Genomic DNA, 16,518 nt, shown 5'->3' on the forward strand with positions numbered 1-16,518 from the left:
GATTTGCAAGTTCAGATTTTCGCCTGTACGAAAATGTCCGAAATTTGTCCGTAATTACATATGCCTCATACCAGTACGTACTCATCGCCACGGAAGTCGGGATACTTCTGCGTCATCGAGAGATTCTTATGACCCAGCAACCGCTGTGTAAACACCTCACCATAATGCGCGTCAAATAACCTTCCCGATTAACTGCGGATCTCATGGAAAGCTGGCGGGTTGTCCGCCTCATCCAGACCGCAGCGGGTTCGCGCCTGCGTCAGATTTTCCGGGCGCGGCGGCAGGTCTGGTTACGGTGGAGGTTAGCATCATAAGTTTCAGGCCTTTTGATCATATTTTACTTTTTCCATCAGCAAATTACCCCGACAACACTATGCGAATGAACGTTTGGATTCCTGGCGTGTTTATGGGAATTGAGATAAATCGCTTCCGGATGAAGCCGGCACTCTTTGCCGTGTAGCTCCGGGCATGGGTAGATTCGCGCTTCGCGTGCCCAGCGGCGCATAGCGGACAGGGAAGGCGGCTGAGAATAGGTTTCGCTCGCCCACTCGGTCAGGGTGAGCAGCTTAGCCATGATTAACTTCCAGATTTCGGTCCATTAAAAAACCCCGCAAAAACGGGGTTTCATTGTTTATCTCTGTCACGTTTATCCTGCTCAGGCTTCCATTCAAGCCCGCACATATCGCAGGAAAACTTCCCGTCAGGGCGCTTTCGTGGTCCCACAGCGGCTTAAAATGCGCCCTGACGCAGCGGTTTCACCGCGGGCGTTAATGAATGGCGCCTTATCTCATCACTCCGGACCTTAGCCCCCAATAGACCGGATCTAACACCAGATTCCAGGTGAAATGGAGCGGCAGCAGCCTGAAGAAATGCATAATTACTTCCGTGAACGCCTGGCGTAAAGTTAATGCGTGTTTTTCGTTTCATGGCAACGCCCCCTGATGAAGATAGCGTTGCATCGACCCGTTGAACTCACAGCGCAGAGCGGCCTGAGATTATATCGATTGCTCTGCTGACATGCGGACGTCAGCAGATACCAGCGGGACATAAATTGCCAGCTTGAGTGCAGGGGAGTCATTTGACGTAAACGTTGAATAGCTGAATGTCCGCGTTATCCCGTCTTTCCCTGTGAGTTTTTTCTCTCCGGACACCGGTGCCGTTATCACATGCTCGCTCCACCATGTATCAAACTCCGGGCATTCACGGCTTAAGCGTTCTACCAGCGCAGTGAAGGTCTCATTGTCTGCATTTCGTGAATAACTGGAATGAAACAGGCCAAGCATTCTCTGTGCCTCTGCAGGCCAGGTGTCGCCAAAAAGGTATCTGGCTGCCTCTGTAGTGAACATGAAAACCATGATATTTCGCTCATTCGCGGCCAACAGGCTGAAGTCCGTGATGACCTGTTCTGCTGCAGAATTCCACACCAATACATCCCATCTGTCATTGGTGACGTAGGCAGGCTCATTCAGCGCCCTGACCAGATGCGATAAGCTAGCCGGGACTTCCTGTTCGATATCTGCACTTTTTTTCCGGCCTGTCAGTGTTTTCAGGTGCAGAAATTCTGCCTCGTTCAGCTGCAGAGCTTTACACAGGGCGTTAACTATCCGTTCGGAAAGCGTGCTGACGCGTACCTGTTAGATTTTGGTATACGATTCCGTACTTATTCACATCATCGACGCAACTTCATCCAGCCTTATCCCGGGCTTTGGCCGTCTTTCTGGCCCGGCAGATGGGGGACGCTCAGGCTTAACCCTTGCACGTCGTGAACGTAAAAACTGACTGAGCTCAGTATTCTTAACCATTTTTTGAACCTGGTAGTAAATTATACCTGTATAAAACTAGTGTATTTTACGCCGTTTTTGGTCGCCCTATGATGGTTTCATATTGTTCTATGCCCTCAGGAGAATATGACCATGAAAGCTGCTGTGCTTACTGCCTTTGGCCGTCCGCTAGACGTTAAGAATGTGCCTGCACCGGTGATGGGAACCGGGGAAGTCATTGTCGATGTGGTTGCGGCGCCCGTTCTCTCCTACACGAATGAAGTACTGAGTGGGGAGAGAAAATATCTTTTACCTGTGCCGGTCATCCCGGGCTGTGGTGCCATCGGAAAGGTTCGCCAGACCGGCCCTGACTCAGCCTGGCTGAAACCAGGAGACTGGGTATTTTGCGATCCGACGGTGCGTTCCCGTGACAACGCGCTGTCGCCAGAAATTGTCCTTCAGGGATGGAGTGCCCGTGGTGAAGGAGGACAAAAAATCCAGCAATATCACCTGAATGGCAGTCTTGCTGAACAAATACGCATTCCGACTGAAAACGCAGTGCCCATTGGCGACATATCGCCTGCAGAAGCGGGGCGGTGGTGTGCCATCAATACGCTGCTTATAGCCTATGGCGGATTGTTATCTATGGATTTGAAAGCGGGAGAGCGCCTGCTGGTCAGTGGTGCAACCGGTAATTTCGGCAGCTCCGCTGTGCTTGCTGCCCTGGCCATGGGAGCCCATAAAGTCATCGCACCGGGCCGTAGTGAACGGGTACTGAACGATTTGAAAAAACGTTTTGGATCGCGTGTGGAAACAGTAAAGCTCACAGGTACAGCAGAGATCGATATTTCTGCCATGAAACACATGGCCGGGGGACCTATTGATGCGGTCCTTGATTTCCTTCCGCCGTCTGCGCAGACCACTGTCGCCCGGAATGCGATTATGTCAGTCAGACCTTATGGTCGTGCAGTCCTTATGGGCGGTGTTGGCATGCTGGGAGGGGACGATCTTTCGCTACCTTATCCCTGGATAATGCGTAACCTCATTACCGTAAAAGGGCAGTGGATGTATGAACCTTCGGCAGTCCCTACGCTCTGCGGCCTTATACGCGCGGGATTGCTTGATCTGAGCCACTATGACGTAACCGAGTTTCCGCTTGAGAGAGTGAATGATTCAGTCGCGCATGCTGCGAAAAACAGCGGGCCGTTTAAACTCACCGTCGTGCGTCCCTGACCAAAGGCGCCGCGATGGACCGGATGGCTCTCTTGCGACGGCCCTGCGTATGGGTTCAATCACAACGTTCTGGCACAAAAAAGCCCGCTGCGCGGGCTTGATAAGAACCGATTAATGCGGAATCTCAGAAACTTCTTTGACATCCGCTTTGTTGATCTGCTGTTTGACACCATTGGCATCAACGTAGCCGAGCAGTCCGCTTTCCGCTTCCTGCGGTTTACCATCGCTGACAATGGTACGGCCATCATTGGTATGAATGGCGTAGCTGGTACGGGTACAGCCGGTCAGGGCGCTCAGTGCCACAATGGCTGCCAGTGGTAACAAAATCACTTTTTTCATGTCGCTCTCCCTATCGAGTAGATCAGTTGTTCAGTTCACTCATATTGGTGATCTGGTCACGGTTAATCTGTTCTGTTTTACCGGTTTGCGCATCTTTATAAGAGACCAGGCCAGTATCACTATCCACCTGTGGCTTACCATCGGTGACGATAGTGCGTCCGTCGGTGGTTTTAATCGCCTGATTCGATGAACAGCCGGCGATGGCAAAAATCGATGTCAATAACACAGCCGCTACAGTCAGTTTCTTCATAGTAATTTCCCTGATTGGTCTGAAGTCCAGCTATAAGCGTAGAACAAAATCCGGATTCTGGTCTGACCTGACTCGCTTTCTTTGCACAATTAATGCGGTTTAGCGGGCAATTGATGAGGAGGAAATTACCAGGCGCGGCTAATGTGTTTCGCCGCGTATATTGGGAAGGCAGGATAGCGTTGCGATATTACTCAGCGGCCACGCGACCAAGCAGCAGAGAAAAAATAGCCTCGTAATGCGTTTTCAATATCACATCGTCGCACTGGTCGAGACGTGCTATTAGCGCGACAAACAGGGTTTTTCGGTTCAGCAACTTGCCGCTACACAAAATTTCCTGCACCAGCGTGCCAAGTAACTCATGCTGCTTTGCCTGCAGCGATCCACCAGTCCATGGTAATGCATCTTCAGAATTATTATGAAAAGGATCGTATCGCATCATCATTACCCTGATAGCAGTGCGTTAATTCAGCTTTTTGGCCAGCAGCCTGATCGCATTATCGCAGGCCTGCTGGATGGCCGGATTCTCCGAGCGCAAGCCCGTGCGATACAGCGCGCCAATTATTTGCTGAACAGATAAGGTTTCACCCGGTTGTACAATCTGTGTGACGACTTTGCCCAATAAAAGATAGATCTCATCGGCATCTTCTAATTCATCGTGCTTCACTCAACCCCCGGAACAAATAAACATAAATCTAAGTAATATGTTACTGACTGATAAATATTATTAAGCGCGCGATTCCAGGGTTTAAAAAAGTTATCGCGGCGAATATTAATTAGGAAACGCCTATTTCCTAATAGGCCAGACGAATCAGTCCAGAATGCTGAGCACCATATTAATGGTTTCTTTGCCATTAGTCACATCCTGAATTTTGCCTACCACGCGCATACCAAATGCCACGCAAAGCAGCAATCCGGCAGCGGTGTCGGCATCCAGTCGTGGCGAAATCGATCCGTCCTCTTGTCCCTGCTCAACCAGCGAAGTCAGGAAGTTGCGGTTGCGTAATACCGCTTCACGCACCAGCTGGGATAACTCTTCATCCAGCGTTTGCAGTTCCACGGTACTGCCAACCACCAGGCAGCCGCGTCTGCCCTCGATCTCGCTGGCTGAGTCGAGATAAAACTGCAGCAGCTCAGCAATGCGCGCCCGGCCGGTCGGGTACTGTTGCAAACGGGCGCGCAGGTCCACGTTGCGCAGCAGGATGTAGCGCTCAAACACCCGCAGAAACAGGGAACGTTTATCCTGAAACGCTTTATAAATACTGCCCGCCGTCAGGTTCATCGCTTCACCTAAATCGGCAATCGAGGCCGCATGAAAACCCTTCTGGCGGAACACGATCATGGCGCTGTCGAGCGCTTCGTCGATATCAAAATTGCGCGGTCTGCCGCGCTCTCTGGCAGCCGGCGCCGGATTGGGTTTACTGGTCATAATGCGGGCTATTTAGAATGAATCGTTTCCAAATTATCCGGCTTATCAGTGACAGGGTCAAATCCTGCCCAAACGCCTGGCCCGGCGTGCGCTGATCGACAGCGAACCGCGTTAATGTTCAGCCCTGCCAGTTGAGAATTTTTGACCGCCGGAGGATGATAAACCTTTTGCCGGGCCGGGACCTTTTCATGCTGATCTCCACTGAGGATACGCGCACTTTCAACACCGACATCCGCCTGGCGGCGACGCTGGCCGCCGTGGCGGGCGCACTGAACACTGCGGCGTTCGAAACGGTTGGTTTCTTCTCCGCCAACATGACCGGTAACGTCTCATCCCTGTCCGATCATCTGGCGAAAGCCAATCTGCATATCGGGCTGTTCTTCCTGCTGATTGTGCTGTTATTCATCGCCGGTTCGTCGGTTTCCACGCTGATCATCAATTCCGGCCGCAGGCGGCAGATACGCGGCATCTACGCCATCAATATTCTGCTCGAGGGCATTGCGTTGCTGGTGCTGGGGATTGTCGAAAGCGGCTTTCATTTCAGCGAGGGCGGCGTATTACTGATTCTCAGCCTGAGCTTTCTGATGGGCCTGCAAAATGCGGTGGTAACGCGCATCTCCAATGCCCGCGTGCGCACGACGCACGTTTCCGGCACGTCAACCGATATCGGCATTGAACTGGCGATGCTGTTCGACGTGCTGCGTCGCAAAGAGTCACCAAAAGACGCGCCGCTGTACATTGAGCGGCTAAAACTGCATTGCTACACCGTGCTGGCGTTTCTCGCTGGCGGCGTGCTGGGCATTCTGCTGCTGCAGTGGCTAAGCTACGCGCTGCTTATCGTCATTGGGTTACTGCTCAGCGCGCTGGCGCTGTCGGCGCTGAAACGTGCGGGCAGCAACCCGCTTCACGCCCGCTAAGGAAGGGAATCATGATCTCGCTCGACGACCGCCTGCAAGCCATCTGGCAGCTGCTTAGCACAGCCACCACATCGCGTTCGGCTTTCACCCTGATGCAGCTGGCAACGGTGACCGCTGACGGCCAGCCCAGCCTGCGCACCGTGGTGATACGGCAGTTTTTGCCCGCGCTGCCGGCCCTGCGTTTTACCGCCGATCGGCGCAGCGCCAAAATGCAGGATATTGCAGCCCAGCCGCAGGTGGCGTTACTGGCTTATGATGCCGCCAGTCGCGTTCAGCTCAGGCTGGCAGGCACGGCTCAGCGCGTTGACGATGCACAACAGCGTGCCGCAGCCTGGCATGCATTGCGCCCACATTCGCACGCGTTGTTTCAGTCACCGGTCAGGCCGGGCAGCGTGATTGCTCATCCTGATGACGCACTGCCTGCCAGCGCGCAAAAGGCGGGCACCGGGCCCGACGAGCACTTTGCGCTGGTGCAGATCACCTTGCATAGCGTGGAGTGGCTGGATGTCAGTTGCGAGCCCCATCAGCGCGCACGATTTGAGGCCACTGCGGATGGCTGGCAGGGCAGCTGGCACGTGCCCTGAGATTTATTGTTCCGCTGGTGTTTTTGCCTGACGCGGGCGGCCAGCCGCACCGGCGCACACCAGCGCCAGCAGTACCATGATCAGTACCGGCAGCATCGCCATGCGCAATCCGGCATGTTCGCCGATAAAGCCCAGTCCGGGCGGGCCGACCAGAAACGCCAGATAACCCAGCGTGGCGGCAATCGTGACGCGCACCGCGCTGTTATGGCCATCGCCCGCCGCCGAGACCGTTAACGGGAAGCCGAGCGACGCGCCGACGCCCCAGAACAGCACGGCCGCCGCCGCCAGCCATGGGTTATCGGAGAAAATCACCAGCGTCAGCCCCAGCGCGGCGGAGAATGCGCTGGCGCGCAGTACCCAGACACGGCCCAGACGATCAACCACCAGCCCACCGATAAAGCGCCCCAGCGTCATGCCGGCAGTGAAACCCGCGTAGACCAGCGTGCTTTGGGTATGATTGAGGTTATGGCCGTCGATCATCAGTAACGGCAGCCAGTCGTTAGCCGAGCCTTCCGCCAGCGCCATCGCCAGAATCACCACGCCGAGCACCAGCAGCTGGCGGTCACGCAGTTCACGTCCAACCTGGGCCAGAAAGCCGCCATGATGCGGCTGTTCGCTGCGTTCGCTGTCGCTGGTGGCGGGCAGATGGCGCAGCGCCAGGGCGGCAATCAGCAGGTTAACCAGCAGCACCACGCTAAAGTGCCAGTGGGTGCTGATATCGGCTGCGGTCATGGCCAGCCCCGCCAGTGCGCCGATCAGCGTGCCGAAACTGAAGAAGCCGTGAATGATCGTCATGATTGACTTGCCGATGCGCCGCTCAAACGCCGCCCCTTCGACATTAACCACCACATCCATCAGCGCGGTTCCGCCGCCCAGCAACACCAGACTGGTAAACACCAGCCCGCTACTGGCGAGCGTTAACGCAACGGTCATCAGCACCAGGCCACCGAGCAGGATCAGGTAACCCGTGCGCATCACCCGGCTGGTGCCAAAGTGCGCGACCAGCTTACCGGCCAGCAGCACGCCCAGCATGGAGCCACAGGAGAAGCCAAACAGAATCAGGCCCATCATTTCCGTCGAGGCGTGCAGCACATCGCGCATAAAGGGGGTGCGGCTAACCCAGGAAGCCCAGGTAAAGCCAGGAATAAACATCAGGCCAAAGATGGCCCATTTACCGCGTGTCTGTTGCTGAGGGTGCATAAGGTTCCTTTAGGGAGCGGCGGGCATGCGGAGGTGAAACACTTTCGTTGCTGATGACCGTTAGCATGGTTCACAGAATAGCAGTTTTGCTGGCGCTCGTTGAGGCAATGTCGCTCGCGCCAGCGCGCCGGGAAGAATTCGTCAGTGGGAGAAAGCCCCTCCGCGCGACGACGCGGAGGGCAACGGGATTAGAAACTCTGCCAGTCGGCATCGCTGGCCAGTGCCAGGCGTCCCGGCTGTGGCGCGTTATGGCTCGCCGGCGCAGGCTTGATGACCGGCGTTGCGCCAGATTCCGTCAGCACGAAGCGGGTCACCAGCTGGTTGAGCGTTTGGGCCTGCTCCTGCAGCGATTGCGACGCGGCTGAGGCCTGCTCTACCAGCGCGGCGTTCTGCTGCGTCACATCATCCATCTGATTCACCGCCTGCTGCACCTGGCTGATGCCCTGACTCTGCTCAACCGCGGCCGCGGCGATTTCGCTCATCAGTTCGCTGACCTGATGGATAGCGTCATTCATCACCTGCATATTGCTGCTGACGTCGCTGGCCTGGGCGGCCCCGGCTTCAGTCAGGCGGTGTGACTCTTCGATCAAACCTTTGATTTCGCGTGCGGCCGAGGTTGAGCGCTGCGACAGGCTGCGTACTTCACCCGCCACCACCGCAAAGCCCTTGCCGTGCTCACCGGCGCGTGCCGCTTCGACTGCCGCGTTGAGCGCCAGAATATTGGTCTGGAAAGCGATACCTTCGATCATCGAAACAATGTCCGTGACCTTGCGCGAGCTGCCACGAATATCATCCATGGTCGAGAGCATGGTGCTGAGCGAGGTACCACTTTTTTCCGACAGCGCACTGGCGTTAGCCGCCAGCTGGCTGGCCTGGCGCGTGTTATCGGCGGTCTGACGTACGGTTTCACTCAGTTCAGTCATGCTGGCCGCGGTCTGCTCCAGCGAAGCAGCCTGCTGCTCGGTACGCGCAGAGAGGTCTTCGTTACCGGCGGCGATCTGCACCGATGCGCTGCCCACCGAATGTGACGCGCTGCGCACGGCACTCAGCGAACCGGCCACGCTGCGCATCAGCTGATTGAAAGAGTGCGCCATGGTGCCCACCTCATCGCGACGGCTTTCGTCGGCGCTGAGCGTCAGGTCGAGATTTTCACTGGCGCGCATCATGACTTTGCCGACATCGGACAGACTGCGACGAATGCGCAGCACGGTGAACAGGGCGAACAGGCCAAAAATAATCACTGTGGCTATCACGCCGGTAATGGTGGTCCACAGCATTTCATGGAAGGTGCTGAGGTTGGTGGCGCGTAACTCATCGCCGATAGAAATATTCAGCATCAGCTGCTGCTGGTAATTGGTGACCAGCTGGCGAATGGCGGCACCAATGCCGTTCTGCCCCTCGATCAGATCAAGGCTGATGGCGTTCTGATGCGCGCGCGAGGCAGTGAGAAACGCCGGCAGCCGCTCGCTCACGCGCTGAATATTGGCAAAGGCCAGCTCGGTCAGGCGCTTATCTTCGTCACTGGAGAGGTTGTGAGTCAGGTAGTAATCGGTGAGCGATTTCAGGCCGCCGATCTGTTTATCAATGTCCGCTTCAACCGCAGGCATATTGCTGTCCTGCAGCTGAGTCTGATGTTTGTAAAGCGTCAGCGCCAGCTGATTGCTGCGGTCAATCAGCGTATTGAGGTCTTTAATCGACGGAATGGCGTTAGTCTGCACGTACTCAAAGCGCTCCTGAAAGCCGGACAGCAGTGAGATGGCGAGCACGGCTTGCAGAATGATGGCGCCAAACAGCATGGAAAAGGTCAGTAACAATCGTTGGGAGATGTTCATCTTATTATCCTTAATCTAAACGCACCCCGACGCATGACGCGGCGGGTACAAGGGCAGATTAAAGAACATCGGCAGATTGTGGTTTTTAGTTAATGAAATTTTAGTGCCGGGTAGCAGAAGAGTCTGGCGGGTTAACAGTGGAGCCGGTCGCCGTGAACGGCGACCCTACGGTGCATGTCCCGTTATTTGCGTAGGGTGCGCATTCATGCGCACCTGGATACCGGGAGTGCATGTCCCGTTATTTCCGTTGGGTGCGCATTCATGCGCACCTGGAAACAGGGAGTGCATGTCCCGTTGTTTCTGTAGGGTGCGCATTCATGCGCACCTGGAAACGGGGAGTGCATGTCCCGTTGTTTCCGCAGGGTGCGCATTCTTACGCACCTGGAAACCGGGGGTGCATGTCCCGTTGTTTCCGCAGAGTGCGCATTCATGCGCACCTAAAAACCGGCACTTCGCGCTTAACTCATGGCCGTCTGAACAGCGCCAGGCTGCGGCCTTCCAGCTCGAAATCCTTCTCTTTGGTGATCACCAATCCCTTACTGGCGCTGTCGGAGGTGGTCAGCTCCAGCACCCAGCCGCCTTCACCAAACTGCGGGATGCGGAACGGCACATTGCCTTCGAACGGATTGAACAGCATCAGCACATCGTGCCAGATACCTTCTTCGGTTTGCAGATCCGGACGCCCAATGTACACGCCGAGCGTCGAGCCCTCGTCCCACTGTTCCGCCTGCTGGAAACCGCCGCCAGCGTTAAACCATTTGATCTCCATGCCGTCGCGCCAGCTTTCACGTCGCAGCAGCGGCTGCTGCGTGCGCAGCGCAATGATTTGACGGGTGAAATCGCGTAACGCATCAGCGGAAGCCGGCAGATCTTCCCAGTGCAGCCAGGAAATCTCGCTGTCCTGACAATAGCCGTTATTGTTGCCCATCTGGCTGCGGCCAAACTCATCGCCCGCCAGCAGCATCGGGGTGCCGTGCGAGAAAAACAGCGTGGCGAGGAAATTACGTTTCTGCCGCTCGCGCACTGCGTTAATGCCTTCGTCGTCGGTGGGGCCCTCGGCACCGTAGTTGTAAGAACGGTTATCGTTATGGCCGTCGTTGTTATCTTCCCCGTTGGCATCGTTGTGCTTGTCGTTGTACGAGACCAGATCGTTCAGCGTAAAGCCATCGTGCGCGGTGATAAAATTGACGCTGGCCCACGGGCGGCGGCCGCGTTGATCGTACAGATCGCCGGAACCAAGCAGGCGCGCGGCAAAGTCGGTTGAGACGTTGTCGCCTTTCCAGTACTCACGCACCGTGTCGCGATATTTGTCGTTCCACTCAGCCCAGCCGGGCGGGAAGCCACCGACCTGATAGCCACCAGGCCCGATGTCCCAGGGTTCGCCGATCAGCTTCAGCTTTGACAACACCGGATCCTGCGTCATGGCATCAAAGAAGCCGCCGCGCTGATCGAACCCTTCCGGCTCTCGGCCGAGAATAGTGCCGAGGTCGAAGCGAAAACCGTCGATATGCATCGATTCTGCCCAGTAGCGCAGCGAATCCGTCACCAGCTGCAGCACGCGCGGATGGGAGGTATTTACCGTGTTGCCAGTGCCGGTATCGTTGATGTAATAACGGTGCTGATCCGGCAGCGTGCGGTAATAGGAGAAGTTATCAATGCCTTTAAACGACAGCGTCGGCCCCAGTTCGTTGCCTTCTGCAGTGTGGTTATAAACTACGTCGAGAATCACTTCGATACCGGCATCGTGGAAAGCGCGCACCATGTCGCGAAAGCCCTGAATACCGCGCGGGCCGAAATAGCGGCTGGCAGGCGCAAAAAAGGCCAGCGAGTTATAGCCCCAGAAGTTTTTCAGTCCGCGATCCAGCAGATGCTGGTCGTCCGGGAACCAGTGCACCGGCAGCAATTCCACTGACGTCACGCCGAGGCTTTTGATGTAGTCGACGGTGGATTTGTGGCTCATGCCGTCATAGGTGCCGCGCATCTCTGCCGGAATCGCCGGATTAAGCTGGGTGAAACCTTTGACGTGGGTTTCATAAATCACCGTACTGGACCACGGAATGCTGGGACGGTTATGGTCCTGCCAGTCAAACTCATTGGTATCAATTACCCGACACTTGGGGGTAAACGGCGCGCTGTCACGGGTATCCAGCGTCAGATCTTTATCTTCGTGCAGTAAATCGTAAGCGAAATGCGCTTCGTTCCAGTCGATGTTGCCCTGCAACTCGCGGGCATAGGGATCAATCAGTAATTTACTCGGGTTAAAACGGTGACCGTTTTCCGGATCGAACGGTCCGTGAACGCGATAGCCATACAGCGCGCCGGGTTTCAGCCCGGGCACGTAGCCGTGCCAGATTTCGTGGGTATATTCCGGCAGATCGAAGCGGGCAATTTCATGCTGGCCGCTCTCATCGTAAAGACAGAGTTCGACCCGTTCCGCGTGTGCTGAGAACAGCGCAAAGTTGACGCCTGCACCATCATAATTGGCGCCGAGCTGGTGCCCCGATCCGGCGGTGATTTCCATAGGTTTACCGTTAGACATTCAATCCTCTCCATCCAGTGAATAGATAGTCATGTAAAACAACAGGTTTATCGGGGACGCTACTGGCTAATCAGCACCAGCGGCGCGCTATAGCTCACATTGTCCAGCATAATATCGTCATTAATCACTACGGTCTCGCCGGTCAGCACATTGCGATAGTGGCGATGCGCCAGCGATTCCGGCAGTGCCAGTCGGGTATGACTCCACTGTGCACCATTGAAAATCAGCCGTGGCGTAATCACCAGCAGCGCGTGATCGCTGTCCTGCCGGGCAAAAGCGATCACTTTTTCTGCGTGTTCACCCGATGCGCTCAGCGGGTGATAATCACCAAAGCGGAACAGCGACGGATGGTCGCGGCGCAGATGCAACAGGCGCGCAACCATCTGCTGTTTCAGCCGGCCGCTCAGCCAGTCCTGCTGGCTGGCGAAATCCGGCGCGGCGTGGACATCCAGCTGCGCCGTCAGCTGAGCGAAATCCGGCTCGCGCCGGTTGTCCGGATCGACCAGGCTGAAATCCAGCGCTTCGCAGCCCTGATAGATATCCGGCACGCCCGGCGCGGTCAGTTTGATCACCGTCTGGCTCAGGCTGTTAACCAGTCCGGCACGGATGAACGGCTGTAGCGCGTGGCTAAAGTCCTGCAGGAACGCCGGATTGGTGGGCGACAGCAGCTGACGGGCATACTCCAGTACAGCGTTTTCGTAAGCCTCATTGCCGTCCGCCCAGTCGGTGCGTAACTTCGCCTCGCGCAGGGCTTTTTCCACAAACGGTAAAAAGCGATCGCGCAGCGCGTCGAGTGCCGCTGTGTCCTCCGGCTGCAGCGTGGTGGGCCAGACGCCGGCCAGCGCCTGATACAGCATCCACTCGACCGGCGGTTCGGGAGCCGGGCCGTCCGCCAGCGCGACTACGTGTGGTTGATTCATCTGCCGCCAGCGCGTGACGTTTTCCGCCCACAGCGCCGGCGCTTCGCTTAGGGTATACAGCCGCGCGCGCGCATCTTCGCCGCGCTTGGTGTCGTGCGTGGAGGTGCCGGACAGCCCATCCGGCTGATGCTGCAGTCGGGTTTGCATTTCGCTGTGGAAGCGTTCGAGCGAAAACGCGTGTGGCAGTGGTTCGGCACCCACTTCGTTGATCGCCAGCGCTACGTGATTGCGGAAAAAAAGCGTGTCTTCGACCGATTTCGCCATTAGCGGACCGGTCAGCTGCTGGAAGCGGGCGCGGAACTCTGCCGCATCCTGCTCGCCCTGTTCAGTGATCGCCCCCAGCAGTAATGCCTGCAAAAAGCTCAGCGCCGCAGGCGAGGCGCTGTGTTTAACCTGCTCCAGCACCTGTAATAGCAACGCTTCGCCTTCCAGCGGCATACCGGCTTTCCGGCCGTAGGTGCGATACACCGGGAAGGCGATCAGCAGTTCGCGCAGCGCCACGTGCAGCTCAGCCTCACTGAAGTTGCGATGCACCAGATCGGCTGCCTCGGTAGCCAGCGCCAGCAGGCGGCTGAATTCCCCGGCAAAGTTGCGATCGACCATCAGTTCACGTGCCGCACGCAGGCCAGCGGCGACGTCGTTACGCTCGGCAGACACCGCTTCATAGGCCAGATGCAGCATATCGATCTGATTATCATCAATCAGCGCGTGCGACAGCGCGGCGATAAACTCGTAACCGGTGGTGCCGGACACTGGCCAGTCGGCGGGCAGTTGCTCACCGTCTGCGAGAATCTTCTCCACCGTGATATAGCACGCGTCGCCTGCGGCCTGACGCAGCTGTTGCAGATAGCCAAGCGGATCGGCCAGCCCGTCAACGTGATCGACGCGCAGCCCGCTCACCACACCGCTGTGTACCAGTTCGAGAATCAGGCGATGCGAAGCCGCGAACACCTCTTCATCTTCGACGCGCACGCCGACCAGCCCGGTAATTTCAAAGAAGCGGCGGTAGGAGAGCGCGCTGCGCGCCTCACGCCAGTTCATCAGCTGCCACGGCTGTTGCGCATGCAGTTCCGCAATGGCCGCGCGATCGCGCAGCGCCAGCACCTCGTCTTTACGCTGCTGCCAGCTGGCGGGCGTCAGCGGATAGTAACTGTCGTAATAGACCAGCGCCGGATTGCCGCTGTGCGGATCGGCCTTGATGCTGAGTTCATCATTGGCCAGCACGCGGTCAAAATCATCGCCGAGGAACGGCAGCGTCAGCCTGCGCGACCAGTCGATATCAAAGTAGCGCGCGTAGCGGCTGGCTTCCCCGTGTTCAATCACATCGCGCCACCAGGCATTTTCCAGCGACGCTGCCATGTGGTTAGGCACAATATCGAGGATCAGGCCAATCCCGGCCTGCTGCAGCGCCGCGCTGAGGCGGTCAAAACCGGCGCGTCCGCCAATCGCCGGGTCAATCTCATTGGCATCGGTGACGTCATAGCCGTGCGTCGAGTCGCGCGTGGCGGTAAAGATCGGCGAGGCATAGAGATGGCTGATGCCCAGCTGCTGCAGATAGGGCACCAGCTGCGCTGCGCGGTCAAAGGTCATGCCGTTACGGAACTGGATGCGGTAAGTCGCGGTTGGAATGCTCATTGCGCTGCTCCTTTTGCCAGACGCACGATGACAGAGTGCTGCGGCAGTTCGCCGCTTTCCTGTGGCCACGCAAAGAGCGTCTCGCCGGGCATCGCGGGCAGCGGCTGGCTCTGCTGTCCAATATTCAGCGCCAGTGACAGCTGGCCCTGCGGGAACTGCCAGCTAACGGCGACAAAGCCCGGTGCGGTGCGCAGCACCTGGCCGTTGTGCTGGCGTGCATCCGGCAGCAGCGGCACGATGTGCTGCTGGCGCAACGCCAGTAGCTGGCGCGTGAGCGTCAGCCACGCCTGGCCTGCGGGATTTTCCACTTTGCGCCAGTCCAGTTTCGACCGCGTGAAGGTCTCTTCAGCGTTGGGATCCGGCACCGTCTCGTCATGACCGGCGTGACCGGTAAATTCGCGCGCCCGTCCTTCGCGCACCGCTTTCGCCAGATCGCCGTGGAAATCGGTGAAGAACAGGAACGGGTTGGTTTCACCGTACTCTTCGCCCATAAACAGCAGCGGAATGTGCGGTGACAACAGCAGGGTGGCGAGCAGCACTTTGGTGCGATCGGCACCGGCCAGGCTAATCAGGCGTTCGCCCTGGGCGCGGTTGCCCACCTGATCGTGGTTCTGGATGAAGTCGACAAACGCCACCGGCGGCTGGCCTGCGCTGGGTACGCCGCGCCGCTGGCCGCTCTGTGGTGACAGCTCGCCCTGATAAGCAAAGCCCTCGGTGAGAATGCGCGCGATTGATTTCTCCGGTACGTTGGCGAAATCCTGGTAATACGCGTGCGTCTCGCCGGTGGCAAAGACGTGAATGGCATTATGAAAATCGTCGTTCCATTCACCGCTGAACAGTGGCGCGTCACCGTCCGCATCGCGCGGATGCAGGAAGATCACGTTGCGGCTGTCTTCGGTGGTGAGATGGATCGGGCGAGAGTGGATTTCGCTGCGAATGCGTTCAGCAATCTCAATCAGCACATGCTTGCTGGACGTATCCTCAATCTGGTCGATGGCATCGAAGCGCAGGCCGTCGAGGTTAAACTCTTTCAGCCAGTAGAGCGGCGCTTCGACGATATAACGCCGCGCGGCGTCCACATCGTACGCAATCCCGGCGCCCCACGGCGTCATACGCTCCTCATGGAAAAAGGCCGGTGCCAGCAGCGGCAGGTAATTGCCTTCCGGGCCAAAGTGGTTGAGCACAATATCCAGCACCACCGACAATCCCAGCGCGTGCGCGGCATCGACGAAGGCTTTGAAATCATCCGGTGAGCCATACGCCGAGTGCGGCGCATACAGCAGAACGCCGTCATAGCCCCAGCCGCGCGTGCCACCAAACTGCGATACCGGCAGTACTTCGATCATGGTGATACCGAGGTCGGCCAGCGCAGGGAGTTTTGCGATAGCCGCGCGGAAGGTGCCTTCGGCGGTAAAGGTGCCGATGTGCAGCTCGTAGACCACCGTTTCATGCCAGGGCCGTCCCTGCCAGTCACGCTGCTGCCAGTCGTAATGGTGAGGGTCGATAACCAGAGAAGGGCCGTTGACATCGGCGCGTTGTGCCCGCGCGGCCGGATCGGGCACCGTGCTGCCATCGGCCAGCTCGTAGTGATATGCGCTGCCGTGACCAGGCCCGCGCAGCGTCAGGCTGAACCAGCCATCCTGCTGCCGCTGCATGGCATGCTGCTGGCCATCGGCGTGAAGGGTAATTTGCTGCTGACCGGGTGCCCAAAGGCGAAACCGCACGCTGCCGTCAGCAAGGATTTCAGCACCCCAGGATTTTTCCAACGTTGTGGATTCCATTCTATTGCCTCGTTAAGCCCCGCACGGGGAATGGACGACATCAAGCGATTCGCGTTCCTTAAAACCATTTACTCTCTGAATACAAAAGACTAAATGCCCTGG

General features: G+C 57.3%; 15 protein-coding genes. 3 read left to right on the forward strand and 12 right to left on the reverse strand.

What is annotated here, in order from left to right:
• Positions 1–349: 349 nt before the first annotated feature.
• Complete coding sequence (locus QMM04_RS14300) at positions 350–574, reverse strand: excisionase (protein WP_125310697.1); 225 nt, start codon at positions 572–574, stop codon at positions 350–352.
• A gap of 421 nt (positions 575–995) precedes the next feature.
• On the reverse strand, positions 996–1,604 hold the full coding sequence (locus QMM04_RS14305; RefSeq protein ID WP_349253930.1) for an XRE family transcriptional regulator: 609 nt from the start codon (positions 1,602–1,604) through the stop codon (positions 996–998).
• A gap of 303 nt (positions 1,605–1,907) precedes the next feature.
• Between QMM04_RS14305 and QMM04_RS14310 the strand changes: the two genes are divergently transcribed.
• A complete protein-coding gene (locus tag QMM04_RS14310; RefSeq protein ID WP_282996401.1) occupies positions 1,908–2,993 on the forward strand; it encodes a zinc-binding dehydrogenase in 1,086 nt (361 codons plus the stop codon).
• A gap of 111 nt (positions 2,994–3,104) precedes the next feature.
• Here the strand turns inward: QMM04_RS14310 and QMM04_RS14315 are convergent, their stop codons facing one another.
• From QMM04_RS14315 to QMM04_RS14335, 5 genes are all read right to left on the reverse strand, one after another.
• Positions 3,105–3,332, reverse strand: a complete 228-nt coding sequence (locus QMM04_RS14315; RefSeq protein ID WP_021508704.1) for a YgdI/YgdR family lipoprotein — start codon at positions 3,330–3,332, stop codon at positions 3,105–3,107.
• A gap of 22 nt (positions 3,333–3,354) precedes the next feature.
• A complete protein-coding gene (locus tag QMM04_RS14320) occupies positions 3,355–3,582 on the reverse strand; it encodes a YgdI/YgdR family lipoprotein (RefSeq protein ID WP_021508703.1) in 228 nt (75 codons plus the stop codon).
• A 187-nt stretch (positions 3,583–3,769) separates the two neighbouring features.
• Positions 3,770–4,024, reverse strand: a complete 255-nt coding sequence (locus QMM04_RS14325) for a biofilm development regulator YmgB/AriR family protein (RefSeq protein ID WP_132463585.1) — start codon at positions 4,022–4,024, stop codon at positions 3,770–3,772.
• An 18-nt stretch (positions 4,025–4,042) separates the two neighbouring features.
• Positions 4,043–4,246, reverse strand: a complete 204-nt coding sequence (locus tag QMM04_RS14330) for a hypothetical protein (protein WP_021508701.1) — start codon at positions 4,244–4,246, stop codon at positions 4,043–4,045.
• 144 nt (positions 4,247–4,390) lie between these two features.
• Entirely contained in the window at positions 4,391–5,008 is a 618-nt protein-coding gene (locus QMM04_RS14335) for a TetR/AcrR family transcriptional regulator (protein WP_058770495.1), read from the reverse strand.
• A gap of 188 nt (positions 5,009–5,196) precedes the next feature.
• Here QMM04_RS14335 and QMM04_RS14340 point away from each other — a divergent pair, with 188 nt between their 5' ends.
• Complete coding sequence (locus tag QMM04_RS14340) at positions 5,197–5,925, forward strand: YoaK family protein (protein WP_010615793.1); 729 nt, start codon at positions 5,197–5,199, stop codon at positions 5,923–5,925.
• A gap of 11 nt (positions 5,926–5,936) precedes the next feature.
• The gene (locus tag QMM04_RS14345) at positions 5,937–6,509 is read left to right on the forward strand and encodes a pyridoxamine 5'-phosphate oxidase family protein (RefSeq protein WP_058770496.1); all 573 of its coding nucleotides are present in this window, start codon (positions 5,937–5,939) and stop codon (positions 6,507–6,509) included.
• Positions 6,510–6,512: 3 nt separating this feature from the next.
• Here the strand turns inward: QMM04_RS14345 and QMM04_RS14350 are convergent, their stop codons facing one another.
• From QMM04_RS14350 to treZ, 5 genes are all read right to left on the reverse strand, one after another.
• Positions 6,513–7,709 (reverse strand): MFS transporter, encoded by a 1,197-nt coding sequence (locus tag QMM04_RS14350; RefSeq protein ID WP_262258516.1) that lies wholly within the window; start codon positions 7,707–7,709, stop codon positions 6,513–6,515.
• Positions 7,710–7,897: 188 nt separating this feature from the next.
• On the reverse strand, positions 7,898–9,541 hold the full coding sequence (locus QMM04_RS14355) for a methyl-accepting chemotaxis protein (RefSeq protein WP_282996402.1): 1,644 nt from the start codon (positions 9,539–9,541) through the stop codon (positions 7,898–7,900).
• 463 nt (positions 9,542–10,004) lie between these two features.
• Positions 10,005–12,080, reverse strand: a complete 2,076-nt coding sequence (gene glgX, locus QMM04_RS14360; RefSeq protein ID WP_282996403.1) for a glycogen debranching protein GlgX — start codon at positions 12,078–12,080, stop codon at positions 10,005–10,007.
• 59 nt (positions 12,081–12,139) lie between these two features.
• Complete coding sequence (gene treY, locus QMM04_RS14365; protein WP_282996404.1) at positions 12,140–14,635, reverse strand: malto-oligosyltrehalose synthase; 2,496 nt, start codon at positions 14,633–14,635, stop codon at positions 12,140–12,142.
• Positions 14,632–16,416, reverse strand: a complete 1,785-nt coding sequence (treZ, locus tag QMM04_RS14370; RefSeq protein ID WP_282996405.1) for a malto-oligosyltrehalose trehalohydrolase — start codon at positions 16,414–16,416, stop codon at positions 14,632–14,634. Before treZ ends, treY begins: the two co-directional genes overlap by 4 nt.
• Positions 16,417–16,518 lie beyond the last annotated feature (102 nt).

The organism is Pantoea sp. Pa-EAmG (genome assembly GCF_030024295.1).
GTDB lineage: Bacteria > Pseudomonadota > Gammaproteobacteria > Enterobacterales > Enterobacteriaceae > Pantoea > Pantoea dispersa.